Source organism: Burkholderia sp. 572 (assembly GCF_040545135.1).
Classification (GTDB): Bacteria; Pseudomonadota; Gammaproteobacteria; order Burkholderiales; family Burkholderiaceae; genus Burkholderia; species Burkholderia cepacia.
The window spans coordinates 1-24,259 of record NZ_JBEPLH010000018.1 but is presented as its reverse complement, the minus strand read 5'-3'; the positions used below and the strand labels follow the sequence as shown (position 1 = coordinate 24,259).

Below are 24,259 nucleotides of genomic sequence, written 5' to 3'. Positions count from 1 at the left end.
GACGGCCGTCAGGCCGTCGCGTGCTTCACCGGCCCCGGATCGCTGTGGCTCGGCCGGCCCGTCTCGACGTGGCCCGCGAAGCGGCGCACGACCTTGTCGTCGCCGCCGCGCAGCGTCGTCGCGGTAATCGTCAGATCGTACCAGCCGTGGCTCGACGACAGCGCGAAGTGATCCTCGACGCGTTCGCCCGGTTCCAGCGTGTAGGTGCGCGCATGCGCATGGCTGTACGCGTTGTCGACCGTCACGCGGCAGGTTGCGCGCCCGCTGTTGCGCAGTTGCAGGTACACGTGACGGTTGCGCACGTCGTAGCCGATCCGCGCTTCGGGGTTCGCGTGCCGCCCGTCGGCCGCGAGCCGCGTGTTGCCCTGGAACTCGCACAGATAGCCGTTCGGGCCGTATGCCGCGAGATGGTAATCGCCGCGTGCAGCCGACGTGTTCCACGTGTCGACGAAGCGATCGTGCGCGGACACCGCATAACGACGCGGCGGCGTTGCCGGATTGCGGCGGTCGTACACGTAGAACGCCGCACCCGCGTCGCCAGTGTTCGCGAAGTCGAGCGACACGCTGTCGTCATGGCCGCTCACGCGGCTGTGCACGAACAGCTCGTACGGCAGCGCCCGCGCCGGCCGCGTGCCGGGTTCCTGCGCCGGCATCGCCTGCTGCGCGGGCACCTGGTACGCCTGGCCAGCCGTCGCGATGTGCTGCGGCACCGTGAAGCTCACCGTGCGCGTGTCGGGGCGCGCGGAGAAGTCGAACGCCGACGTGAGGTCGCCGCAGATCGAGCGGCGCCACGCGCTGATATTCGGCTCCTTCACGCCGAAGCGCGCTTCGAGGAAACGCAGCACCGACGTATGGTCGAACGTCTCCGAGCAGACCCAGCCGCCCTTCGTCCACGGCGAGATGATGATCAGCGGCACGCGCGGCCCGAGGCCGATCGGCTGGATGCCGCCCGGGTCCGCGCCCGGCACGAGCGGGCTCATTTCGCCCGGGTACCTGTTCAGGTCGAGCAGCTCGTCGCCGAGATTCGACAGCAGGTTCGACGACACGATGCCCTGGCCGCCCACGCCGCTCGTGACCGGCGGCACCGGCGGCACGACGTGGTCGAACAGCCCGTCGTTCTCGTCGTAGTTGAGGATGAACACCGTCTTCGCCCACACCTCCGGGTTCGACGTCAGCGCCTCGAGCACCATGTTGATGTAGAACGCGCCGTCGGTCGGCGACGCCTGCGGGTGCTCGCTGTACTTGTACGGCGCGACGATCCACGACACCTGCGGCAGCCGGTTCGCCTGCACGTCGGCCTTCAGCTCGGCGAGCGTGTGGTCCGACGCGCCCTTGTCGACCAGCGGGCCGCTCGCGCCTTCCTTCACCTGGAACTTCTTGAAGAACATCAGCGAGTTGTCGGTGTAGTTGTCGGTCGGGTCGCCCGGGATGCCCGTGCCGCCCTGGTACACCTTCCAGCTGATCTTCGCGTGCTCGAGGCGCTCGGCGTAGGTCGTCCACGTGTAGCCGTTCACGTCGTCGCGCTCGCCGATGCCCGGGCCGTTCGGCGGGGTGCCGTAGATGTTGCGCGGGTCGACCGTGCCGGTCCACAGGTAGATGCGGTTCGGCGCGGTGTCGGCGTGCGCTGAGCAGAAGTACGAATCGCAGATCGTGAACGCGTCGGCCAGTGCGTAGTGGTACGTGAGGTCCTGGCGCTTCAGGTAGCCCATCGTCAGCACGTCCTGCTTCTGGTTCACCCACTGGTCCCACTGGCCGTTGTTCCAGGACAGGTGGCCGCTGCTCCAGCCGTGGTTGGTGCCCGGCTGGAATTCGGTCGTCTGCTTCGGATCGAGGTAGAACGGCAGCACGTACGGCGCCGACGGATCGAGGCCGCGCGAATGGTAGTTCTTCGTGAACACCGATGCCGGCGGCTGCTGCCACACCGGCGCGCCGCTCGGCAGCAGATGCGGGCGCGGGTCGTTGAAGCCGCGCACGCCGCGCAGCCCGCCGAAGTAATGGTCGAACGAACGGTTTTCCTGCATGAAGATCACGACGTGCTCGACGTCGCGGATCGTGCCCGTGCGGTAGGCGGCCGGCATCGCCAGCGCATTGCGGATCGCGGGCGGGAAGCCCGCGTAGGCGGCCATCGCACCGGCCGACTGCGCGGCGAGGCGCAGGAAATCGCGTCGATTGTTCGAAGACATGAAGGGAACCCTGTTGTCGGTAGGAATGGGGTGCCGGTCGAGCGGGGCCGGCGGTCGGTGTGTTACGCGCTATTACCCCGCACCGGCATGTCCCGGCCGTGACCGGTTCCAGCAGGTTTCTTGCGCTCACCCCCAGCTTTTTTTCGAAGCGGCGCACGACGCGCCTTTCATGCGGCCGACACACGCATGCGCTACGCTGACGCGCGATGAAGAGGGGAGAAGCCGAGTCGTGTTCGATCAGCTGAAGGCGTTCCACGCGACCGTCCGGCAGGGCAGCATCACGCGCGCCGCGCGCCACCTGGGCGTGAGCCAGCCGACGATTGCCGCGCAGATCCGGCAGGTCGAGCAGCTGTACGGCGTCGAGCTGTTCTACCGCAGCGGCCGCAAGCTCGAGGTCACCGAGACGGGTATCGAGCTGCTGCCGCTCGTCGAGAAGATGATCGCGCTCGAGGCGCAGGCCGACATCATGCTGCGCAACGTCGGCGGCCTGTTCGAAGGTCATCTGCGGATCGGTGCGACGGGGCCGTACTACATCATGGACGCGGTCGGCCGCTTCTCGAACGCGCATCCGTCGATCGCGCTCACGTGCCGGATCGGCAACTCCGAGGAAATCCTGCAAGCGCTGCAGGAATTCCGCATCGATCTCGCGGTATCGTCGCAGCGCAACGACGCCGAAGGCCTCGAACGCAAGGTGATCTCGACCGACCCGCTCGTGCTTGTCGTGCATCGCACGCATCCGCTCGCGCGTTTCGACGCGATCGATCCGGCGCAGCTCGCCGACGTGCGGCTGCTGATTCGCGAGGAAGGCTCGGTGACGCGCCGCTGCACGGAGACGATCCTCGCGGCGGCCGGTGTCGCGGCCGTATCGATGGCCGAGATCGGCAGCCGCGAAGCGATCCGCGAGGCGATCCTGCACGGCGTGGGCGGCAGCCTGTTTCCGCTCGGCGAGGCCGAGCGCCATCCCGACCTGCGCGTGATCGCGCTGCGCGGCGTCGACACGACGATCGACGAATACGTGTACTACCTGAAGGCGCGCCGCCAGAGCCCCGCGATCGACGCGTTTCTCGCGTGCATCCTGCCGGCCGACGGCAACACGGCTGCGGCGACCGCGGCGGCCTCCGCAGCCGGGGCGGATGAAGCAGGACGAACGGCGCGGCCGGCGAACGCGCGCTGAACTGCCGCGCGTTCGCCGGTTCCGCACTTTGCCGGCGCTTTTCCCGCGCCTTCCCTCGTTTTTCCTCGTGCCTTCCTTCTGTCGTTGCGCTCACCTCATTTCGGCAGTGCCGGAATCATCCACGTCAGCACGTGCTGCTGCAGGAACACCAGCACGCCGAGCAGCAGCGTGAGGATCACGCTGTGCCAGAAGGTGCGCGCAAACACGACACCTTCCTGCCCTTTCAGGTCCGTCGTCGACACGCCCGTCGCGATGTTCTGCGGCGAGATCATCTTGCCCATCACGCCGCCCGACGAGTTGGTCGCGGCCATCAGCACCGGATCGAGGCCGAGCTGCCGCGCGGCCACGACCTGCAGGTTGCCGAACAGCGCGTTGCCCGACGTGTCGCTGCCGGACAGGAACACGGCGATCCAGCCGAGCGACGCGGACACCAGCGGGAACAGCGCCCCCGTCGACGCGACGCCGGTGCCGAGCGTATAGCTGATTCCCGAGTAGTTCAGCAGGTACGCGAGCCCGACGATCATCATCACCGTGACGATCGCGATCCACGTCTGCCGCCAGGTCTTGACCACGCACTCGAGGAACGCGCCGGCGCCGGTGCGCGTCAGCGCGGCCGTGATGATCGCCGAGAGCAGGATCGCGGTGCCCGTGCCGAGCGGCTGGAAGTCCCAGATCGCCGCATACGGCTTGTGGTACAGCGACACGAACACCGCGTTGTGCAGGCCCGGCCACTTGATCTTCACGTCGCCGATCGCCGCGACGTTCGCGTGCACCCACACGATCACGACCACCGACACGACGAGCCACGGCAGCCAGCCGCCGAAACCCGCGCGGGCGGCACCGGCCGTTGCAGGCACGCTGCGCGCGAGCGCGTATTGCGGATCGGGTTGCGGCTTCCACACCTGGAGGAAACCGATCGTGACGATCAGCGACGTGAGCGACGACAGCACGTCGGTGAGCTGGTAGCCGAGGAAGTTCGACGTGACGAACTGCGCGATCGCGAAACTGCCGCCCGACACGAGCAGCGCGGGCCACAGCTTCGAGATCGAGCGCAGCCCGCCGTACGCGCCGACCACGTAGAACGGCAACAGCAGCGCGAAGAACGGCAACTGGCGGCCGACCATCTGCGCGAGTGTCGCGGGCGGCAGCGACGTCACCGCGCCGAGCACGGTGATCGGCACGCCGAGCGCGCCGAACGCAACCGGCGCCGTGTTGAACAGCAGCGTATAGGTGAGCGCTTCGAGCGCGGGGAAGCCGAGCGCGATCAGGAGTGCGCTCGTGATCGCGACCGGCGTGCCGAAGCCGGAGATCCCTTCGAGCAGGCAGCCGAACGAGAACGCGACGACGAGCAGCACGAGGCGCCGATCGTCGGGCAGGTTGTCGAGCATCCACTGCCGGAACTGGTCGAAGCGGCCCGACTTCACCGCGATGTTGTACAACAGCAGCGCGTTGAAGACGATCCACATCACCGGCACGACCGCGAGCGCCATGCCCGCGCCGACCGCGTTGAACGCGAGCCCGGCCGGCATCCCCCATGCGCCGATCGCGACCGCGAGGCCGGCGACCAGCCCGGCGAGCGACGCCTGCCACGCGGGGCGGCGCAGCACGCCGAGCGCGATCAGCGCGACGGCGATCGGAATCGCGGCGACGAGGAAGGACAGCAGCAGCGAGTTGGCGACCGGCGTCAACGGCTGCGCGAAGACAATGCCGGGCGGCAGGGCGTCGGTGGGATTCATCGCGTCTCCAAAGTCGACCCCGGGGCTGGCGCGGCGGCGCCCCCGGATTCGGTGCAAAGCGGTCCTTCCGCAATCGCGACGGCGCTCAGGCGCTTGTGCACGCAACGACGTCGCACGGCCAACCGACCGGTCGCTTAAAAGAGGTTAGGAGGCGCGGGGCGCTTGTACAAGGAGGACAAGCCCGATGCGTGCCGACCCGATACGGGCCTGCCGCCGCAGGCTGACAGGCAGCGGGCGGGCCGCTGTCGCGTTCGACAGGATGCCCGTCACGCGCGGCTCACCCGCGCAATGTTGCACATGCGGCAAAGGTGCCTGACGGCGGGCGGGATGTTTCGTCTGGCGTCCGAAGCCTAGACTGGCTGCATCGATTCCGCCCGCGCCGGCCACGGCACGGCACCGGAACCTCACGGAGTGAACACGATGAAGACGATGAAGACGATGAAACAAGCCGTATGCGCATGCGTGCTGATCGGCGCGGCCTTCGCCGCGCACGCGCAGGCCGCGTCGACGCTGACGCGCGCCGAGGTCCGCCAGGAACTCGTGGAGCTGCAGGCCGCCGGCTACCGGACGAGCCTGGCAAGCAGTCCCGACTTTCCGGAAAAGATGCAGGCGATCATGCACCGTGCCGCGCAGGCACGCGGCGGGGACGCCGGCTACGGCAGCGACGGCAGGGCAAACGTGGAATCGGGCAAGCCGGCGCTGCCGCACGCGATCGATCGCGGCACGTACGCACACCACTGACGGTGGATCGACCCGGATCGGGGGCGCCACGGCGCACACCGACCGGCGACGGAGGACGCATCGCGCACCGCGCCGACCGACGCGGTGCGCGTGCGCCAGGCATCACACGCTGAAGCGGTTCAGCGTATATGCGCGATAGGCCGCGACGAATGCGTCGAACGATCCGGCCTCCTTCGCTTCAAGCTCGGCCTGCTCGGCGAGCGACTTCGCGGCGAGCGCCTGCTCGGTGCGCAGCGTCTCCGCCGACGGCGGGTGCGCGCGGAAATGCGCGGCATGCGCTTCGCTCTGCGCCAGCGCGAACCCGAGGAACGACTGCCCGTGCTCGCGCATCGTGCGCAGCACGCGTGCGGACGGCGTGCGCTCCGGATCGGCGAGCTTCTCGCGCTGCGCGGCGATCGCGCGCGCATGTTCGTCGCCGCCGCGGATTTCGTCGAGACGGCGGCCGACGGTTTCGATATCGGTCATCAGCTCGTCCGCCCACGCCTGCAGCGTGATCGGCGCGCCGTCGCGCTGCAGCGTGAGCCCGGGCTTGCGCCCTTCCATCGTCACGCTGCCGAAGTTCGCGTTCGCCTCCTGGTACGCGGGGCAATCGAGCACCGGGCTCTCGTCGAGCGCGCACGCGAGCAGGAAGGCGTCGATGAAGCGCGCGGTTTCCAGTGCGATGCCGGTCGGCTCGAACGGATCGATGTCGAGACAGCGCACCTCGATGTACTGCACGCCGCGCGACGCGAGCGCATGCAGCGGCCGCTCGCCCGAATACGTGACGCGCTTCGGCCGGATCGTCGAATAGAACTCGTTTTCGATCTGCAGCACGTTCGTGTTGATCTGGATCCACTCGCCGTCGCGATGCGTGCCGATGGCCTCGTACGCCGGATACGGCTCGCTCACGGCCTTCGACAACGCGTCGAGATAACCGGGCAGCGTGTTGTAGTCGACGTGCAGCGCGGCCTGGGCAGTCGTGTTCGAGTAGCCGAGATCGCTCATCCGCAGGCTCGTCGCATACGGCAGGTACAGCGTATCGGCGTCGAACGTGTCGAGCTTGTGCGGTTTGCCGCGCAGGAACTTCGTGTCGAGCGCGGGCGATGCGCCGAACAGGTACATCAGCAGCCAGCTGCGGCGACGGAAGTTGCGGATCTGCGCGAGATAGCGCTCCGACTGGTAATCGACGAGCGTGGCCGTCGATCCTTCTTCCGCATGCAGGCGCCGCCACACTTCCTCGTGCAGCGAGTAGTTGTAGTGGATGCCGGCGATGCACTGCATCGTGCGGCCGTAGCGATACGCGAGGCCGCGCCGGTACACCGTCTTCAGGCGACCGATGTTCGACGTGCCGTAGTCGGCGATCGGGATCTGGTCGTCGGCCGGCAGCAGGCCCGGCATCGAGTCGTTCCACAGCATCTCATCGCCGAGCGATGCATAGACGTAGCGATGCAGATCGTCGAGGCGTTCGAGCGTGATCGCGGCGTCACGTTCCGCGGGCGTGATCAGCTCGATCAGCGCTTCGGAATAATCGGTCGTCAGTGCCGGATGCGTGAGCGCCGAACCGAGCGCGCGCGGATGCGGCGTGAACGCGATCATCCCGTCGCGCGTCACGCGCAGGCTTTCCTTTTCGATGCCGCGCAGGCCGTCGGGCAGATGCTGCCGCGTCGGGCCCGAGCTCAGTGCTTCGAGGCGATTCAGCAGCAGTTCGGACTGGCGGTGAGTCATGGTGTTCGACATGGAGACGCAAGTGCGTGACGGCCGCGCGCAGAACGCCGCGCGCGGCCGGCTGGATTGTTGGTCGCTTCGTTGGTAGCGGGCACTTTAACATCTCGCCGAAACCCGCGCTTGAGGTGGCGCCGGGCATGGTGCGCGGGCCGGAGCGGGCCGCCGGACGGGCCGGCCGCGGCGATCGCCGCATCTCCCGACGGTTCCAGGCGGCGACGACGGGCACGCCGGTTGAGCGCATTCGTCCGACGGAACGTGACGCGCGAACGGGTGACGGCAGGTGCAACCGTGCCGCCGAATCGGCCGCGGAGAGAGGCGAAAGTGTGCGTCGTGCGCCCTGCATCGGGCGGACGACGGATTCGAGAAATGGCTGTGACGGCCGAAGTCCGGCCGGTCGCCTGCGAACACCGGCACGGCCCGCGCGACGGGTTGCATCGCGGCTACGCCGGGTCGCACCCGGCCGCGAAACTCGGTGATCGGCAGTTGCCCTCACCCGCCGCGCGCGCCGCCCGCCCGGTCGGCCACTTCGTTCCACAAATGCAGCGCCGCGTACGCGCGCCACGGCCGCCAGCCTTCGGTGCGGCGCTTCTGGGTCGCGAGCCGGTCGAGCGCCGGATCGCGCGCGGCGATCGACTGCATCAACACGAGATCGGAGGCCGGCCAGGCATCCGGATCGCGCCACGCGCGCATCGCGATGTATTCGACGGTCCACGGGCCGATGCCGGGCAGATCGAGCCACGCACCGCGCAGCGTCGCGAGATCGGCGTGCTCGCGATCGACCGGCACGTCGCCGGCCGCCACCGCGCGCGCCGTGCCCGTCAGTGCCGCCACCCGCTTGCCGGGCATCCCGATCTTGTCGAGATCGCAGGCGGCCAGCGCCTCCGGCGTCGGAAAACGCCATGCGGGCGCACCGTCGTCTTCATGAACCACGCGCTCGCCGGCCCGCTCGACGAGCCGGCCGACGATCGTCGTCGCGGCCTTCACGCTCACCTGCTGGCCGACGATCGCGCGCACGGCCAGCTCGAACCCCGACCATGCACCCGGCACGCGCAGCCCCGGCGCGGCCTCGACGAGCGGCGCGAACCACGGATCGCGCGCCAGCCCGCTGTCGATGGCGGCCGGATCGGCGCCGAGGTCGAACATCGTCGCGACGCGCGCGGCGAACGCGTCGTCGACATGACGCGCGACCGCGCCTTCGACCGTCGCGACCAGGCAATGCTTGCGCGGATGTTTCGCAACCGTGAGCCGGCCGGCGTCGCCGTGCAGGTCGACGATGCGGCGATACACGCCGTCCGCCACCTGCTCGACGCCCGGAATCGCACGCCCGCTGAAGAAGCGCAGGACGCGCGCCCAGTCGTAAGGCGCATTGAATCGCAGTTCCATTTGCGCGGACGGCGGCACACGGCCGCCGTTCACGATGGACGTAATCGTCGTTCTTGCGATGCTCAAACTGCGCTGCCCTCCGCAACGGATTCGGTTTCATCGTCGTGCACGTGACGCGCCTCGGCGGCAAGCAGCGTCGCCTTGCGGCGCACGCCCCAACGATACCCGGACAGCGCGCCGCCCTTTTGTACGACGCGGTGACACGGAATCGCGAGCGCGACCGGGTTCGACGCGCACGCGGACGCGACGGCGCGCACCGCACGCGGCGCACCCAGCGCCTCGGCGATCTCCGAGTAGCTGCGTGTTTCGCCGTACGGAATATGCGTCAGCGCTTCCCACACGCGCTGCTGGAAGGCGGTCGGCGCGATGTCGAGCGGCAGGTCGAACGCGTGCCGCGTGCCGTCCAGGTACGCGCGGATCTGCGCGACGAACGGCGCGAGCCGTGCCGACGCTTCGACCAGCTCGGCGCGCGCGAACGCGTCCTTCAGCTCGCCGACGAGCGCGGCCGGTTCGTCGCCGAACGCGATCCGGCAGATGCCCTGCCCGGTCGCCGCGACGAGCACCGTGCCGAGCGACGTCGAGGCGGTCGCAAAGTCGATCCGCAGGCCGGCGCCCTGGCGGCGGAACGCCGACGGCGCCATCCCGAGCTCGCGCGGTACCGACGCATAGAGTCGCGACGGCGAGTTGAAACCCGCGTCGACGGCCGCCTGCGTGACCGGCTGCCCGCTTTGCAGCGCCTGCCGCAGCGCGGCGCCGCGCTGCGCGGCCTGGTACTGCCGCGGCGACACGCCGACCACGCGCTTGAAGAGCCGCTGAAGATGAAACGGGCTCACGTGCACGGCATCGCTCAGCTGCTGCAGCGTGAGCCGCTCGGCATGCGCGTCGAGCACCGCGCACGCGCGGTTGACGATCTCGAGCTCGCGCGGCAGCCCTTCCGGCTGGCAGCGCTTGCAGGGCCGGAAACCGGCCGCGCGCGCGGCGGCCGGATCGGCGAAGAAGGACACATTTTCGCGACGCGGCAGCCGCGACGCACAGGTCGGACGGCAGAACACGCCGGTCGTACTCACGGCATAGAAGAACGCGCCGTCCGCATGCGGATCGCGCTCGGTCACGGCGCCCCAGCGGGCATCATCGGTCGGATAGGCGGTTTTCATCTGAACCTCGCACTCTCTAGTGTAGATGGTGCCTACTCTAGACATCGGCACGTGCCGTCGCGCCCTGAATCTTGCTCTGTGATTCGCCCCGGATAATCAGGGGCGCATCACCCGGAAATAAGTCCGGCGAAACGCGCGCGCCGGCTGCTGCAGCGCGGTTTTCGTCACCGTCCCGTCACCCTTTTGCTGCACTGCGGATGCGACAAATCGCCGTCCTGACGTTTTTTTGCATTCGGAATATTGCGCCGCACCATCGCCGTGTGTATAGTTGGAACTGTCTCCTCCATGTCTCCTCCTGATATGGATTAAGCCCGTTCCGCTCCGCGTGAACGGGCTTTTTTTCGTCCGTCGATTGTGCCGCGTTCCGGCAGGCGGCGCAGGCGCGATGCGTCTACACTCGATGCTCGTCGACTGCGAAGGAGCGCCTGTCCATGAAACCCACCATCCGCGCGATCGATCACATCGTGCTGCGCGTGACCGACATGGCCGCGATGACGCGCTTTTACTGCGACGCCGTCGGCTGCCATGTGGAAAAGGAACAGCCCGACCTGGGCCTCGTGCAACTACGTGCCGGTGATGCACTGATCGACCTGCTGTCGGTCGGCGGCCCGATCGACCGCCCTGACAGCGGCCCGCCCGGCACGGGGCGCAATCTCGATCACCTGTGCCTGCGCGTCGAGCCGTTCGATCCCGACGCATTGACCGCCCATTTCGCCGCGCATGGCGCACGGCCGGGCGCGCCTGCGGAACGCTACGGCGCCGGCGGCTACGGACCGTCGATCTACCTGTTCGACCCGGAAGGCAACATGCTCGAATTCAAGGGGCCGCCGGCCGTGATCGGCTGAACGCGGCCGGCGCGCGGGCCGTCATGCATCCGCGCGCGCCTTCAGCACCGTCCATTCGACCGCGACCGGATCGTGGTCGGCGCTCGAGATCCACGCGGTGCCGTCCTGCACCGTGCACTGCAAGCGCATCGAGCGCTCCGCGAGCCGCCCGAGCGCGGCCGCGACGCCGTCGGCCAGCGACAGCACCTGCACGTTGCGCAGCCGCTCGACCTTGCTGCGCACGCCCTGCCACCAGATATCCGACGTCTTGCCGCCATACGCGATCACGGTGACCTGCCCGGCGCGGCCGGCCGCCTTCGAGATGCGCCGCTCGTCGGGCTGGCCGGCTTCGATCCAGACGTCGATCGCGCCCGTCAGGTCCTTCTGCCACAGATCGGGCTCGTCGACGTCCGACAGCCCCTTGCAGAATTCGAGCCGCTCGTGCGCGAACAGCGCGAACGCGACGATGCGCACCATCATCCGGTCGTCGGTTTCCGACGGATGGCGCGCCACCGTCAGCGCGTGATCGGCGTAGTAATGCCGATCCATGTCGGCGATTTGCAGTTCGGCTTTGTAGATCGTGGATTTCAGCGCCATGCGGATGCGGCCCGGGCGGGCATTCGGTTCGGTCGGGCCGTGATGATACCGAATGCGCGCCGTCCGGCGCGTGTCATGCGTCACCCACAGCGCAACGGCCCGGCATGAGCCGGGCCGTGTTCGGTTGGCGCCGCCGGCTCATCGGGCCGGCGCGCTCGCGCGTCGTGCGACTGCGCGGTGAATGAGCGGTCACTGCTTGACGAAGCGCGAATCGGTCCAGAGACCCTGCTGGTCGCTGTTGTCGGCGCTGACGAACTGCACGTCGCCCTGGTCGACCGACACGACGCGAAAACGCTGGCCTTCCGGTACCGACAGGCAACGGTAGTCGTCGAAGTATTGCTGCTTCGCCTGCGACTTGCCGTCACGTTCGTGACTCAGTACGGAATCCAGATTGTCTTTCGACAGGCAGCCCCATGCATTCTTCGTCAACTGGATTTCCTGCGTCGGCTTGACGGCCGAATCGCCGCCCGCCTGGGCAACCGACACCGCGCAAAATACGCCGACGAGGCCAAAAAGGATACCGGTACGCTTCATCATGTTCTGTCTCCAGGCTTGCGGGCACCAGGCTTGGGTTAGCTATGTGTTTAAAGGTGATCGTGAACCCGCGTTTTTCACTTTAGAAGACCGGCAAGCGATAGCAAGCACATTTGTTGTGCGACCGCAATAGCGGCGGATTGTCGCACCCCGTGCGCAGCCTGTTTTTCGCGCGGCACGCGCGGCGGGCAACACCCGTTGCGTGGCGGGCAGGCCCGTCACGCCGGGCGGAAAGCGTTATCCGGCAGGGCTTTCATCCAAGTTACATTGCGGCGATTGAACGGTTTGGATAATCCATTTCGCCATCCGGATCATTTTGATGCGCCGCACATAAAGTCATTCGAAACGAATCGACTTTACCGCAGCGCGGAATCGCAAATACCTGATACAAGAAAAATGCCAGGTATAAGCGAATCCGTATTTATCCGTAGTTCCCCGAATGTATTCGGTGCCCGCGAAAACCCGCTGCAAGCGCCTTTCGCCAGCGCGTTTACCCTGCCTTGTTCGGACTGGATTGCTGGTGTTCGAAATAATCGCGTTGAAAGATGCACATGCGATAAGCGTTGTGATACGCGCCGTTTCCGAAAAATTCTTCCTTCAACTCGGCCTCGTGCTGGAATCCGCATTTTTCGTACACATGAATCGCCGCCGCATTCGACGTATCGACGATCAGATACAGCTTGCGCATGTTCAGCACCTTGAACGCGTACTCGATCGCGAGGCGCGTCGCCTGGCCCGCATAACCGCGCCCCTGGCATTGCGGCGCGATGATGATCTGGAACTCGCCGCGGCGATGGATGTAGTCGAGCTCGATCAGTTCGACGAGGCCGACCAGTTCGCCTTGCGCGTCGACCGCGACGAAACGGCGCTCGCGCTGGTCGTGCACGTGGCGGTCGTACAGTTGTGACAGTTCCGAGAAGGTTTCATACGGCTCCTCGAACCAGTAGCGCATGATCTTTGCGTCGTTGTTCAGTTCGTGGACGAAGCGCAGGTCCTGGCGCTCCAGCGGCCGCAGCGCAAGCGTGTTGGTATCGTTCTGGAGTTGCATGTTCATGTCCTTTTTGATGCCGGCGCATGTGCGGCAAGGCCGCTTCCGCGGCCTGTTTCGCACTGTAAGAAGTTGAACGCGGGCGAAGTTCAGAGCCTAGAATGGGAGCAAGGGTTCCTGCCACCGCAAGGAGGCTATCGTGATCGAGCAAGTGATACTCGGAATTTTCCTCGTGCTACCGCTCGTGATCGTGGCGGCGCTGTTTTCCGACGAACTGTGGCAGGAACATCGGCGCCAGCATCCGCGCGACGAAAACGCACCGCACATCGACTGGAAGCATCCGTGGCGCCGCGTGCGACGCGGGCATTGAGTCGACTGGCGTTCATCCGCGGGGCGCGCCGGCCTGGCCGCCCTGGCGTGTGAACGCATGACGCGCCCCGGTACGCATCCGGTTACACGCCCGAATTCCGCCTCGATCCGATTCCCGCTCAACCCGCTCACTCAGCGAGACGCCGCCGTGAACGACCAGCCCGCCCAGCCTCCGCACGACATTCCCAACGAAACGATCGACCTGCAGATCGCCGACGTGCTGGCGGCCGTCCGCTATCCGGCCAACAAGGATGCGATCGTCGATGCCGCGCGCGACGCGGGCGCCAGCAACGAAGTGCTGTCGATGCTCGACGGCCTGCCCGAACAGGACTACGCGGACGTCGACGCCGTCACGCACTGGGTTGCCGGCAACTTCGGTCCCGGCCTCGGGGTTTGAGCGCGCAACCATAACGCGATAGGATCAGGCCGCACCGGTCGCGCAGCGGCCGGCTGCCTGTCGCCCGGCGCAAGACCGGGCGTTTCCGCGTACGTGCCCGGGGAACTCCATGGAAGGCATCCTGATCCAGCACACGACACGCCGTCAGCTCTGGTTCGGCACACTGACGGCGCTCGTCATCGTGCTCGCGCTCGGGATCGCCGCGCCGCACGCGAACGTCGCGCTGCCGGCCGTCGAGCCGTTCATGCCGATGTGCGCGCTCACCGTGTTCACCACCGCGAGCATCGCGGCGTTCTTTCTCGGCGCGCAGTTCACCGTGACCCGCCAGCCAGTGCTCGGCGCACTCGGCGGCGCCTACGCGTTCACCGCGCTCGCCGTCGCGCTGCAGCTGCTCACCTTTCCCGGCGTATTCGCGCCGCACGGGCTGTTCGGTGCGCAACCGCAAAGCGCCGCGTGGATGTGGATCTTCTGGCATGCCGGCTTCCCGAGTTTCGTGATGGTCGCGCTGCTCGCGCGCGCGCGGCTGGCGCGCGCACCGGTCGGCGCACGGCAGACACGGTGGTGGACGCTCGCACTGATCGGCGGGCCGGCTGTCGTCGCGGGATTGCTGTGCCTGTTCGCGCTGAACGTGTCGCTGCCGCCCGCGTTTCATCCGCCGGGCGACGCGGCCGTGCTGCCCGTCAACGCCGTCGCGCTGGTCGTGTGGCTGCTCAATGCGCTGGCGCTCGTTGCCGTGCTGGCCACCGGCCGGCTGCGCACGACCCTCGACCTGTGGCTCGCGATCGCGGTGCTCGCGTGCCTCACCGACACCACGCTGAACCTGATGAGCACCAATCGATTCACGGTCGGCTGGTATCTCGCGCGCGTGTTCAGCATGTTCACGCCGGGCGTGCTCGTTTGCGTGCTCGCATGGGAAGTGACGATGCTGTATCAGCGGCTGTTCGAGGCGCACGCGACGCTGATCCGTTCGTCCGCGCGCGACGGCCTGACGGGCGCATTCAACCGCATGCACTTCAACGATCACTTCCACACGCTGTTCCTGCAGTCGCGACGGCAAGGCGAACCGCTGTCGCTGCTGATGGTCGACGTCGACCACTTCAAGGCATACAACGACGCGTTCGGTCACGTGAAGGGCGACGCATGCCTGATTGCCGTCGCGAACGCGTTGGCCGGCGCGGTGAGGCGGCCCGCGGACATGGTCGCGCGTTACGGCGGCGAGGAGTTCGCGATCGTGCTGCCGAACACGGGCGCGCGCGGCGCGCGGGTCGTCGCCGAGGAAGCGCGCGAGGCGGTATTGCGGCTCGATCTCGCGATGCCGACATCACCCGCCGGGCGCGTGAGCGTGAGCGTCGGCTGCGCGACCGTGGCGGCCGACGATCTCTCCACACCCGATGCGTTGATCGAAGCCGCCGATGCCGCGCTTTATCGCGCGAAGGATACCGGGCGAAACAGGGTCGTCACTGCCTGAAAACGTCTGCTGTTTGGGGATTTGTTACGGTCATTGTGACCGGAATAATCCGCCGTTACGGATTGCGGAGCAGGGAAACGATCGCTTACAGCCGGTGTTGCGGGCGCTCGCTATGCTGGGTTTCATATTGAACCCGAGCAGGTGAACCCGATGAAGAAGACCCTTTTGCTGATTGCCGGCGTCGCCGTGTTGCTGAGCGGCTGTATCGTGGTGCCTGACGGCGGCGGGTATTACGGTGGTGGCGGGTATTACCATCACCGGCATTGGGATTGAGCGTCGACGGGCATCGCAGTGTCCTCAGCGCGCGTGATGCCGACGCAGGATTAGCCTGACGGTAGCGGGGATAAACACACCCTCTGCGTGTGTTAACATGCCCCGCTGCATACCGATTCAAGGGCCCTTCCCCGTGACGAAATTTTCAAACGGCAATCAAACGCCTCGTATCGCAACTCGCGATCGCGACGTTCGAACCGCTGTCATGAAAAAGGTCCTTGCAGAGCCGCTGTCGAATCCGAACGTGCTCGTCGTGGAAGAGCTGGGGCTTGAGCACGGCGCATGCCGGGTCGACATCGCGGTGATCAACGGCGTCATTCACGGGTATGAGCTCAAAAGCGATGCCGATACACTGCACCGTCTTCCGTTGCAGATCGACGCCTACTCGCGAGCCCTCGACAAGGCGACTCTGGTCGTGAGCGAACGGCACTTCGTCGAAGCTGCGAATCTGCTTCCGCCGTGGTGGGGTATCAAGGTGTCGCATGTCGGCCCTCGCGGAGCGGTTCACATCGAAACCGAGCGCGCCGCGGCAATGAACCCGGACATCTCTCCCTTCCATGTCGCCCACCTTCTGTGGCGTGACGAAGCACTGGCCATTCTGGAAGCCCTTGAAACTGACAGGAAGGCGCTGCGCGGCAGCAGGCAAGCACTGTATACGCTGCTCACGCAACGCCTTTCCCCTTCGTCGCTTCGCGCGCAGGTCAGGGAAGCGTTGAAGCGCCGAACAAAGTGGCGACATCCCTCACAACCTTCGTGACGTGGTGGTTGCTCCCGACCATCGGCCAGGTTGACGCGCCACCGGTACTTCCAGTGCCGCTCGCGCAGTCCTCGATGAATTGGTCACCGTGTGAGTACGCGCCACCCATGAAGATCGGCGGCCTGGCGGATACGATGCTCCGGCAAATGTCCGCGTATTGCGCGCGCCCATGTTTCTTGACCTGCACGCCCATCGCGATGAACCACTCGTCGTCGATCGTGTACTTTACCTTGGCATTGGGATCGAGCATGCGCGGATCGATGAGTTCGGTCTCCGGATGCGCCACGGCGTAGTCACCGAAAGTCGGCATCCGCGCGCCGGCAGGAAGCATTGCAACAAGTGATTTGTAGCCGAGCCAGTCATGACGCTTGATCAGGCCCGACGGTCGATACGACGCCGACGGCAATGTCTGCGGGAACGACGTCCCGGCAATCGTGATGGATCGCCACGCATCGAGCTTGGGCAGTTCGTCGAGCAGCCCCTTCCATACCAATGCCTGCATCTTCGGGCTGGTTGCGATTTCGGCCGCACAATCGAGTACGAGATCGCACGCGTCTTCCCCTATCCCGATCCCGTTCAGCACCGCATTCATTTCTGCATGCATTGAAACACCGAAGTCTTCCGGCGTCAGTCGAAGGCAGGCGCCTCGTCCGTCACGATCGGCAATCGCACGCACCGCGGTCATGTACGCTTTGGAACGCCCCAACCCAAACACCGGAACAGGCATGGCCCCAGCGACCCGCGCCAGGTCGAAGATATGGGCCAGATGATGCGTGCCGCTCTCGACACATGCGTCGCCGTCGATAAAGGGGGAATCAACAAGACAACGTCGCGCGTCCCATTTTTGTTTGAGCCGCACGCCAAATTTGCTCAAGTGCTCGTCTAGGCTCTTGGCAGGCGCTTCGGCTTCGAAGTCCCAAGCCTCCGTCGGCACCTCAAACAGCGGCGTCACCCAATCCATGACGGTCGCTGTCAATCTGGACAGCGCAAGATATTCTCCCTGACGCCATTTCAATACTGGAACGTAGTGGTTGTGATCGAACATGCTTTCCTCAAAGTAGAACTCATCAAAATTGAGAACTCCCGCCACTCCGAAACGAATGGCTCTATTTGAGGATTACAGTACCGATTCAGTATCGCAAGGGCACTCACGAGATTTTCATAATTTGCACTGGATATCTCAATTTATCGACAGCTGGAATTGATGCACATTCCGCATCATCCAATGAAGACATTGAGAAAAATCTTCCCCAGTGAAAAGGTATCTTCGCCTTTTCGGCCCGGCATGTGTTGCCAGTCAAGAAAAGGCAGGCACCTCACCCGGGCGACCTGCGGCCCAAGACATTGATCTTTGTCTCATGAAGGATGACGACAAACACGCAATCAATGGATTGCATCTAAAAATGTCATAAAACGTATATTTTTAGCGTCGTCGAACGCGAGCACCCTTCACTATCAGCGCACGAGATTTGCCACTCAGTTGCTTTTTTCAGTTACAAAACAATATGGCGTTTTATTTCCCGAGGCAAAACCGGTGTTCTGAGCACCATGCCCTTGTCCTTCGGGAGCCTCGCCTAGCGAGCCGGCAATTTCACTAACCGATTCGATCTCAGAAAGCAGGACAAGACACAAGGCCCTGGAGGTACGCTATGGATGATTTGACCTACGGGTTGCGGCAGCTTTGCCGGCGCAACAAGGATGTCAGCCACACCACCCAGGCCGACCGGCTGCGCGCGCTGACCTTGGTTGCTCGCCAACTGAGCGAGGCAGGTTTTCGGAGGATGGGCGCGTCCTCGATCAAGGGCAAGCATATGGCGCGCTGGTCGAGCGCTGGCAGGCCGAAGGCTTGTCGGCCGGCACCGTGAAAAACCGCAGGTCGCATCTGCGCTGGTGGGCCGAGAAGGTGGGCAAGGCCGGGGTGATTTCAGCCGATAACACGCGCCTGGGTATCCCGGAGCGCCAGCATGTGACCAACACCGACAAGTCACAGCACTTGGATGTGAGGTTGGATCAAGTGCGCAATGCACACGTGCGCATGAGCTTGCAACTACAGGAAGCCTTCGGCCTGCGGCGGGAAGAATCCATCAAATTCCAGCCAAGCTACGCCGATCGGGGCGACCATATCGCGCTTAAAGGCTCTTGGACCAAGGGCGGGCGCGAACGCAATGTGCCGATCACCACGGCCGCGCAGCGCGAGGTGCTGAACCAGGCGCGGCAACTCGCTGGCGTGGGTTCGCTGATCCCCGCGCACAAGAGCTACTCCAACAGCGCCACACCTACGATGGGCAGTGCAAGGCGGCGGGCCTGAGCCATATGCATGGGCTGCGGCATCGCTATGCGCAGGATCGCTACGAAGCACTGACGGGCTGGAAGGCTCCGGCCACTGGCGGCCTCCCAGCGCGATCACTGACGCCTGCGCAGCGCGCCTTGGATGCGCAGGCGCGGCAGGCGATCAGCCGCGAGCTGGGGCATGAGCGCACGCAGATTACGGCGGTGTATCTGGGGCGATAATCACTGCTCTTTCAAACCGATCTCACGTTCGAACTTGTGCAGTTCATTACGTTCTTTCCCATCTTTTGGCATAAAAAGGGATAGAACATCTGCTCCGAATCGAGCAATGAATTGGGAGTGTTTCTCACCCGAGGCCCACATCCGGCGGAAAGCGTCCAGTGCAACTTGGACGGGGTACTTTCGAGCGATCATATCCCCAACAGAGAAGCACAAATTCTCATCACCATACCCTTTTGAGTTATTAACCAAGGCTTCCAATAGGATGCCTTTTTGATCGATGGTGAGCTTCTCAAAGTCGTTGTAAATTCCAGAAATGAAGCTCTCTATACCTTGCCTAGAGAAAATTAGAGGATCCGACAACACCTCCAGATACAGTGACAATATATCCACGGACAGTGGAGAAACCGTTAGCGACAGGTACTCTAACGAGAATGCGATTTCGGCTACCTCTTTTCGTCTGGAGTTAGCCGGCAAGGCGTGTATACGAAGCCGCAGGTCGTTAGCAGTTGTCGTCATAGTGCCGCCACATTAGTTGGGATATTCCACCGTAGATGTGGCACCAAGGATGGAATCATCTGAATAGCTCGATATGCGGCAATATAGAAACGGAATCAGTGAGTCATTCTGGAAGCTAGCGCGCTGTCAAGTGCGCTAGATATAGCCACCTCCGCCTTTAATGCTGCCAATGATTTTTGAGTAACAACAAAATCCGAATCAGGAAGCATTTTTACCTCAGGCTTTCCTTTCGCATTTGCCAGCATTACCGCATATCCATTGGTTTTACCTTTTATCGGAAATCCAATTGCCGTCAAATCTGTTTCAAGGGCCTTACGCAAAACAAAATAAGGATTTTCGTTTTCTTTATTTTTATATTGATACTCAACCGACTGGAGCACAGAGCATTCACGCTTGTTGATGGCTTCATTTTTCACGCCCCCTCCATCGCATCCGCAAAGAATAGCCGCTATAAACATCCAATACTTTTTAATCATCTCAACCTCACGGCCTGTTAAAAACCGAGAAGATTTCAGGGACCGCCCCTCTTTTTGCAATGTCAATTACAGTCGAGGCATTTCTTTGAGCGATGACGCCCGTACATATTGGGAAGGGACTTATAAACGGAACGAAAACAGATTTAACCCCACCGGCTTCAAGGGCGTTCTGAGTTCGCGTTGCACATGTGTCCCGCGCAGCCGCACTTGGACTTTTCATTGGATCCGGCAGGGGAGTATTTCTGTACTCTTGAATCTTTTCTAACATTTCAGCCTCTTGCTGTGGCGTGGTTTTGATCGTGTATACGGTCGTATCTCGATACTTGGCTTGCTTCTCAAGATAATCAGTCACGCCCCCCCCGAGTGGTGTACCCGTGCCATAGCTATAGACCCTTTGCCCCGGAAATCCGATTGCAACGTGGCCAAACGGATTGCTTAATATGCCTCGACCATGAATAACAACAGTATCCAGCCCCAGTGGATCGAGTGAAGTTAGCGGATTCCCGCCCGCGTAAAGATAAAGATTAAGGCCACCAGCGAAACCAAGCAGGTCTTTAGTTATATAGCGAGCACCATGTGGATCGTAGTACCGATGCCGGTTGTAGTGCAGTCCCGTCTCATGGTCGAAGTACTGCCCCGGGAACCGTATCGGATTGTCAACGGCATGTGCCAGCCGTCGGTTCGTACGGCCATACGCACTCAGATCCGTCGCCCACACCACTTCACGCTGTCCGTCGTACAGTTCCTGCGGCGTCCCGAGGTGATCCGTTACGCAGTGCCATGCCTCACCGTCCGCCAGCCGCGTCAGCGGCGCTTCATTATCCAGATGCGGTACGTACGTGACAGCCCGAACCTCATGCGACGTGCGCCCGATCCGCACCTCCTGCATCATCCATGAACAGCGCCGTCTGTCGTACACCACCCGCCTGCGTGTGATGTTTTGCTACCCGTCGGCCCAGTGCGTTGAGTTCGTATTCGCTCCACGCATCTCGACGTACTCATCCGCACTTCTATACCCTTAAGCAAGGAACCCAGCCTCTAATAGCATTCACACTCATAGTTCATGGCGGTTTGTCGAGGAGAAGTGTTAGCCGGGGCATTCAATCGACCAAATAGCCCACGCTTACCGCAAGCATCAGCGCATCGCTGCCTAGCGTCACCAATACTTGGTATGCTGCACTTCGTTGAAATAAAAACCATAACCAACAAGGCAAACCCACAATACACAAATACCTTAATATTAGTTTTCATATATTTAATACGAAATAAATTTAATTTTTGAGCAAGTGAATTTACGCTCGTCTCGACCCTTCACGGAAAATGATTGCCCGTTTGTCCGTGCTCTGGACTTACAACTCCACCCGGAATTATCTGTCATCTGAATGTCAGACAAAGGATCGTCTCCATAATAGCCTGACGCACAATACGTATCGGGCAATGTCCACGGCACATTCACACCAATCCATTCGCCAGGCAACTGAGGGGCAGGCCAAGGAAAATTAGATACCTCCCCGAGAACGCCACTCAAAGAAGAATTTTGAGTCATCCTAGGTATAGTCGGCAAAATATCAGAGCGATAAAGATGCCCCATTCCCAGCAAAGCCGGCCCCGTGGCCTGTAACCCAAGTGGATCAATCCAGACAATTGGATTCTTGACGTAAGCGTAAACGTTGATGCCGCCTTCGATGCCAATCGGGTCCTTGCTGATGAACCGTCCCGAGTTCGGATCGTAGTACCTGTGCCGGTTATAGTGCAGTCCCGTCTCCTGGTCATGGTACTGCCCCTGGAACCGGATGGGGTTGCGTAGCTCGACACGACCATCCGACGCCTTGTGCAGTGCCTCTTTCACCACACCCCAAGCCCGGTATTCCGCGCTCCACGCAATCTCGCTCTGTTCGTCCGTCAACTCCTGCGGCGTACCCAAGTGATCGCACTGATACCAGGCTAAGCCGTCTATCGGTGGCGCGGGCGGCGGTGGCATCCACAGCGGGTCTTCGTCTTGCCGGTAGTAGTCGCCGTAGTCAGGCTGGTCGAGCAGTTCGATAGCGTCATCGCGCACCGCCTGCGCCACCGGCACGAAGCTGCCCGGCTCGTAGACGTAGTGCGTGGTGCGCGCACCAAAGCCGTCCTCGTCGGCGATCTTGCTTTCCCACGCCAGCGTGTCGCCGTCCCAGCCGTACAGCGTGAAGCCGCATTGCAGTTCGCGGTCACGCTTCACCCGTTCGGCACGGTTCCAGTGCGGGCCGGCCTCGCGACGTTCCTCGTAGTGGGCCTTGCTGTATTTCGACAGGCGTCGGCCGAGGGCGTCGTAGGTGTAATCGACCGCAAGGCGCTCATCCTCGTAGTGTGTGAGCCGGTCGAACAGGTCCCAGGTGTAGCGGCTCTCCTTGCCCTGGTGCCAGCGCTTGCTGAGGTTGCCCCACGCGTCGTACTGGTAGTGGGTGCCGGCGTACTGCTTGAGCAGGTTGTCCAGCGCCTTGATGCGCGGCATGCGCTGGCGCTCGGCCTCGCGCTGTTCGGCCGGATCGATCAGGTTGCTGGCAGGGTCGAACGCGAAGGTTTCGTGGTCCAGGCGGCTTTGTGCCTCCAGCAGCCGGCCCACCGGATCGTAGCGGTAGGCCAGTTGGCCGCGCCGCGTGTCGTTGATGTCGGTGAGCTGGCCGCTGGCGTCGTAGCGGTAGCGGCGCACCAGCAGGCGACTGCCGCCAGCGGTTTGCGTGGCCGGCTCTTTGGCCTCGTGGGCAAGTACCTGCTCGCTCAACCGCCCCATGGCATCCCACTGCTGCTTCTGCAGCAGGCGATTGCCCTGGGTGCGGACGACTTCGCGGTGCAGGTCGTTGCGCTCGTAGCTGACCAGTTCGCGCTCGTCCAGTTGCAGGGCCAGCAGGTGGCCGCTGCCGTAGGTGAGCCAGCTCACCCTGTGCCCGTCCGGGCGCACGGTGGCGATACGCTGGTTGAGCGCGTCGTATTCGTGCTGCCACACGCCGACCAGTGGCTTGCCGAGGCAGGTGTAGTGCTGGTGCTCACGCACCAGGTTGCCGGCCGCGTCGTGAAACCATTGCAGTCGGCTGTCGGCGTTGGTCGCCAGCGCCAGGTTGCCGTTGAGGTCATACGCGAAGCGTTCCACCTGCCAGTCCTGCTCACGCGGCGGCGTCTCGCCGGTTTGCAGCGCCGCGCGGCGTTCTGCAAGACGGCCCATGGCGTCGAAGGTATAGGCGGTGATGCGCTGCCCGTCCACCGCGCGCGCCAGCTTGCCGGTTTCTTCCTCGTACTCGTAGCGCGTGGTGGCGCCATCAAAGCCGGTTTCGGCGAGCAGTCGCCCTACCGGGTCGTAGTGAAACTCGGCGTCGCGGCCGTTCTCGTTGCGCAGCGCGGTGAGCTGACCGATCTTGTCCCACTGGTAGCGCAGGATCTGGCCGGCCGCGTCCACCCGGCTGGCGAGCAGCCCGGCCTCGGTGTAGTCCCATTCGGTACGCCGCCCCAGGGCATCGACGTGGGTCAGCAAACGCCCTTCGGCATCGCGCTCGAAGTGTTCTTCGCTGTTGTCGGGGTGGCGGATGACGGCGAGCTGGCCGGCCTCGTAGCGGTAGCGGGTGACGTTGCCCGCCGCGTCGGTGAACTGCACGAGCTGGCCGCGCTCGTCGTAGGCCCATTGGCTGGCCTTGGCGGAGCAGTCGACGTAGCGCGTGAGCTGCCCATTGACGTTGTACTCGAGCTGCTTGGTCTTGCCGCTGGCGTCGATGATACCGATCGGCAGGCCCATCGGGTTGTACGCGTATTCGGTCTTGTTGCCGAGCGGATCGATATTCTCAGTCAGGCGGCCGCGCGTGTCGTAGTCACGCAGCCAGAGCCCACCCTCGGCATCGCTGATCTTGATGAGCTGGTTCTTCGTATCCCACGCGTAATGCACCGAGCTGCCATCTGCGCGGATGTATTCGAGCAGGTTGCCGTTCTCGTCGTAGGCGTAACGGTCTTCGCTGCCATCGGTGTGGATGTGGTGCACGACGTTCTTGGCAGCATCGCGGAACAGCCATTCCTGCCGCTGGTCCGGGTGGATGATGCGGTAGGTGTAGCCGAGGCTGTCGTAGTAGTGCCGCGTTTCCTGTCCGTGGGCGTCGGTGACGTAGGTGAGGCGAATGTTCGGGTCCCACTCCAGGCGCACCTCGAAGCTGCCGTCGTCGGCCCATTCATGCACGGCGCGCGCATCGGGGCCTTCGCCCTGCCATGCGAGGTTCATGCCCCGGCCGGTGCGGTCGGTGTAGCGGGTGATCAGGTGGTGTTGGTACTGGTAGGTCCAGACCTCGGCGTTCTCGTCCTGGGCCAGCGTGAGGTCGCCGGCCTCGTCGTAGCGATACAGGCTCAGACGTCGCAGGGGCTTGTCCTCGCCCATCAGCCACAGGCCGATGATGCGGCCGGCCTCGTCCACGTCGGTGCCGAGGTGGGTGTGCGGCTGGCTGGGGTCGTCCTGGTAGGT

General features: G+C 63.9%; 21 protein-coding genes and 1 pseudogene. 9 read left to right on the top strand and 13 right to left on the bottom strand.

From position 1 onward, the window contains the following. Positions 1–8: 8 nt before the first annotated feature. A complete protein-coding gene (locus ABIC51_RS29135; protein WP_027788818.1) occupies positions 9–2,183 on the bottom strand; it encodes a phosphocholine-specific phospholipase C in 2,175 nt (724 codons plus the stop codon). Positions 2,184–2,412: 229 nt separating this feature from the next. Between ABIC51_RS29135 and ABIC51_RS29130 the strand changes: the two genes are divergently transcribed. Then, entirely contained in the window at positions 2,413–3,357 is a 945-nt protein-coding gene (locus ABIC51_RS29130) for a LysR family transcriptional regulator (RefSeq protein WP_175852347.1), read from the top strand. A 95-nt stretch (positions 3,358–3,452) separates the two neighbouring features. On the opposite strand, the gene ABIC51_RS29125 is transcribed toward ABIC51_RS29130, so the two are convergent. Beyond that, on the bottom strand, positions 3,453–5,093 hold the full coding sequence (locus tag ABIC51_RS29125) for an L-lactate permease (RefSeq protein ID WP_027788816.1): 1,641 nt from the start codon (positions 5,091–5,093) through the stop codon (positions 3,453–3,455). A 429-nt stretch (positions 5,094–5,522) separates the two neighbouring features. Here ABIC51_RS29125 and ABIC51_RS29120 point away from each other — a divergent pair, with 429 nt between their 5' ends. Beyond that, positions 5,523–5,834 (top strand): DUF4148 domain-containing protein, encoded by a 312-nt coding sequence (locus tag ABIC51_RS29120; protein ID WP_027788815.1) that lies wholly within the window; start codon positions 5,523–5,525, stop codon positions 5,832–5,834. Positions 5,835–5,936: 102 nt separating this feature from the next. Here the strand turns inward: ABIC51_RS29120 and gshA are convergent, their stop codons facing one another. The 3 genes from gshA to ada all read right to left on the bottom strand — a co-directional run bounded on the left by gshA (position 5,937) and on the right by ada (position 10,075). After that, the gene (gshA, locus tag ABIC51_RS29115) at positions 5,937–7,550 is read right to left on the bottom strand and encodes a glutamate--cysteine ligase (protein ID WP_060206884.1); all 1,614 of its coding nucleotides are present in this window, start codon (positions 7,548–7,550) and stop codon (positions 5,937–5,939) included. Positions 7,551–8,027: 477 nt separating this feature from the next. Then, positions 8,028–8,987 (bottom strand): DNA-3-methyladenine glycosylase family protein, encoded by a 960-nt coding sequence (locus tag ABIC51_RS29110; RefSeq protein ID WP_175900868.1) that lies wholly within the window; start codon positions 8,985–8,987, stop codon positions 8,028–8,030. Continuing rightward, positions 8,984–10,075: a bifunctional DNA-binding transcriptional regulator/O6-methylguanine-DNA methyltransferase Ada gene (gene ada / locus ABIC51_RS29105; protein ID WP_027788812.1), complete on the bottom strand. Its 1,092-nt coding sequence runs from the start codon at positions 10,073–10,075 to the stop codon at positions 8,984–8,986. The genes ABIC51_RS29110 and ada overlap by 4 nt, the downstream gene beginning before the upstream one ends. A 431-nt stretch (positions 10,076–10,506) precedes the next feature. On the opposite strand from ada, the gene ABIC51_RS29100 reads away from it, so the two are divergent. After that, positions 10,507–10,920, top strand: a complete 414-nt coding sequence (locus tag ABIC51_RS29100; RefSeq protein ID WP_059650106.1) for a VOC family protein — start codon at positions 10,507–10,509, stop codon at positions 10,918–10,920. Between the two features lie 21 nt (positions 10,921–10,941). Here the strand turns inward: ABIC51_RS29100 and ABIC51_RS29095 are convergent, their stop codons facing one another. The 3 genes from ABIC51_RS29095 to speG all read right to left on the bottom strand — a co-directional run bounded on the left by ABIC51_RS29095 (position 10,942) and on the right by speG (position 13,078). Further along, a complete protein-coding gene (locus ABIC51_RS29095) occupies positions 10,942–11,496 on the bottom strand; it encodes a YaeQ family protein (RefSeq protein ID WP_021157976.1) in 555 nt (184 codons plus the stop codon). A 189-nt stretch (positions 11,497–11,685) separates the two neighbouring features. After that, the gene (gene sap1 / locus ABIC51_RS29090) at positions 11,686–12,033 is read right to left on the bottom strand and encodes a surface attachment protein Sap1 (RefSeq protein ID WP_175900871.1); all 348 of its coding nucleotides are present in this window, start codon (positions 12,031–12,033) and stop codon (positions 11,686–11,688) included. Positions 12,034–12,520: 487 nt separating this feature from the next. After that, on the bottom strand, positions 12,521–13,078 hold the full coding sequence (speG, locus tag ABIC51_RS29085; RefSeq protein WP_059700557.1) for a spermidine N1-acetyltransferase: 558 nt from the start codon (positions 13,076–13,078) through the stop codon (positions 12,521–12,523). Positions 13,079–13,217: 139 nt separating this feature from the next. Between speG and ABIC51_RS29080 the strand changes: the two genes are divergently transcribed. The 5 genes from ABIC51_RS29080 (at position 13,218) to ABIC51_RS29060 (ending at position 16,282) form a co-directional block, all read left to right on the top strand. Next, entirely contained in the window at positions 13,218–13,388 is a 171-nt protein-coding gene (locus tag ABIC51_RS29080) for a hypothetical protein (RefSeq protein WP_006489933.1), read from the top strand. Positions 13,389–13,535: 147 nt separating this feature from the next. Then, positions 13,536–13,784: a DUF2795 domain-containing protein gene (locus ABIC51_RS29075; RefSeq protein WP_027788809.1), complete on the top strand. Its 249-nt coding sequence runs from the start codon at positions 13,536–13,538 to the stop codon at positions 13,782–13,784. A 109-nt stretch (positions 13,785–13,893) separates the two neighbouring features. Beyond that, positions 13,894–15,252 carry a sensor domain-containing diguanylate cyclase gene (locus tag ABIC51_RS29070; protein ID WP_059700515.1) on the top strand — a complete coding sequence of 453 codons (1,359 nt, stop codon included), beginning with the start codon at positions 13,894–13,896 and terminating at the stop codon, positions 15,250–15,252. A 150-nt stretch (positions 15,253–15,402) separates the two neighbouring features. Further along, entirely contained in the window at positions 15,403–15,525 is a 123-nt protein-coding gene (locus ABIC51_RS29065) for a hypothetical protein (protein WP_021157980.1), read from the top strand. A gap of 205 nt (positions 15,526–15,730) precedes the next feature. Next, positions 15,731–16,282 (top strand): sce7726 family protein, encoded by a 552-nt coding sequence (locus tag ABIC51_RS29060; RefSeq protein WP_244113498.1) that lies wholly within the window; start codon positions 15,731–15,733, stop codon positions 16,280–16,282. On the opposite strand, the gene ABIC51_RS29055 is transcribed toward ABIC51_RS29060, so the two are convergent. After that, the gene (locus ABIC51_RS29055; protein ID WP_146254456.1) at positions 16,227–17,327 is read right to left on the bottom strand and encodes a beta family protein; all 1,101 of its coding nucleotides are present in this window, start codon (positions 17,325–17,327) and stop codon (positions 16,227–16,229) included. The two genes, ABIC51_RS29060 and ABIC51_RS29055, sit on opposite strands and share 56 nt — an antisense overlap. 604 nt (positions 17,328–17,931) lie before the next feature. Between ABIC51_RS29055 and ABIC51_RS29050 the strand changes: the two are divergent. Then, a pseudogene (locus ABIC51_RS29050) lies at positions 17,932–18,793 on the top strand (integrase domain-containing protein). Here the strand turns inward: ABIC51_RS29050 and ABIC51_RS29045 are convergent. The 4 genes from ABIC51_RS29045 to ABIC51_RS29030 form a co-directional block, all read right to left on the bottom strand. Then, complete coding sequence (locus ABIC51_RS29045; RefSeq protein ID WP_146254455.1) at positions 18,794–19,309, bottom strand: hypothetical protein; 516 nt, start codon at positions 19,307–19,309, stop codon at positions 18,794–18,796. 95 nt (positions 19,310–19,404) lie between these two features. Next, positions 19,405–19,725 (bottom strand): hypothetical protein, encoded by a 321-nt coding sequence (locus ABIC51_RS29040; RefSeq protein WP_301765983.1) that lies wholly within the window; start codon positions 19,723–19,725, stop codon positions 19,405–19,407. 67 nt (positions 19,726–19,792) lie between these two features. Beyond that, positions 19,793–20,677 carry an RHS repeat-associated core domain-containing protein gene (locus tag ABIC51_RS29035; RefSeq protein ID WP_146254453.1) on the bottom strand — a complete coding sequence of 295 codons (885 nt, stop codon included), beginning with the start codon at positions 20,675–20,677 and terminating at the stop codon, positions 19,793–19,795. Between the two features lie 363 nt (positions 20,678–21,040). Continuing rightward, positions 21,041–24,259, bottom strand: a 3,219-nt coding sequence (locus tag ABIC51_RS29030) for an RHS repeat-associated core domain-containing protein (protein ID WP_354006728.1), incomplete at its 5' end; no start/stop codon positions are given.

Excerpts from the sequence above, each read along its gene's own strand:
- ABIC51_RS29095 (WP_021157976.1), bottom strand. The coding sequence starts at position 11,496 with ATGGCGCTGAAATCCACGATCTACAAAGCCGAACTGCAAATCGCCGAC.
- ABIC51_RS29125 (WP_027788816.1), bottom strand. The coding sequence starts at position 5,093 with ATGAATCCCACCGACGCCCTGCCGCCCGGCATTGTCTTCGCGCAGCCG.
- ABIC51_RS29065 (WP_021157980.1), top strand. The coding sequence starts at position 15,403 with ATGAAGAAGACCCTTTTGCTGATTGCCGGCGTCGCCGTGTTGCTGAGC.
- ABIC51_RS29055 (WP_146254456.1), bottom strand. The coding sequence starts at position 17,327 with ATGTTCGATCACAACCACTACGTTCCAGTATTGAAATGGCGTCAGGGA.
- ABIC51_RS29100 (WP_059650106.1), top strand. The coding sequence starts at position 10,507 with ATGAAACCCACCATCCGCGCGATCGATCACATCGTGCTGCGCGTGACC.
- ABIC51_RS29120 (WP_027788815.1), top strand. The coding sequence starts at position 5,523 with ATGAAGACGATGAAACAAGCCGTATGCGCATGCGTGCTGATCGGCGCG.
- ABIC51_RS29070 (WP_059700515.1), top strand. The coding sequence starts at position 13,894 with ATGGAAGGCATCCTGATCCAGCACACGACACGCCGTCAGCTCTGGTTC.
- gshA (WP_060206884.1), bottom strand. The coding sequence starts at position 7,550 with ATGTCGAACACCATGACTCACCGCCAGTCCGAACTGCTGCTGAATCGC.
- ABIC51_RS29045 (WP_146254455.1), bottom strand. The coding sequence starts at position 19,309 with ATGACGACAACTGCTAACGACCTGCGGCTTCGTATACACGCCTTGCCG.
- ABIC51_RS29135 (WP_027788818.1), bottom strand. The coding sequence starts at position 2,183 with ATGTCTTCGAACAATCGACGCGATTTCCTGCGCCTCGCCGCGCAGTCG.
- speG (WP_059700557.1), bottom strand. The coding sequence starts at position 13,078 with ATGCAACTCCAGAACGATACCAACACGCTTGCGCTGCGGCCGCTGGAG.
- ada (WP_027788812.1), bottom strand. The coding sequence starts at position 10,075 with ATGAAAACCGCCTATCCGACCGATGATGCCCGCTGGGGCGCCGTGACC.
- sap1 (WP_175900871.1), bottom strand. The coding sequence starts at position 12,033 with ATGATGAAGCGTACCGGTATCCTTTTTGGCCTCGTCGGCGTATTTTGC.
- ABIC51_RS29060 (WP_244113498.1), top strand. The coding sequence starts at position 15,731 with ATGAAAAAGGTCCTTGCAGAGCCGCTGTCGAATCCGAACGTGCTCGTC.
- ABIC51_RS29035 (WP_146254453.1), bottom strand. The coding sequence starts at position 20,677 with ATGATGCAGGAGGTGCGGATCGGGCGCACGTCGCATGAGGTTCGGGCT.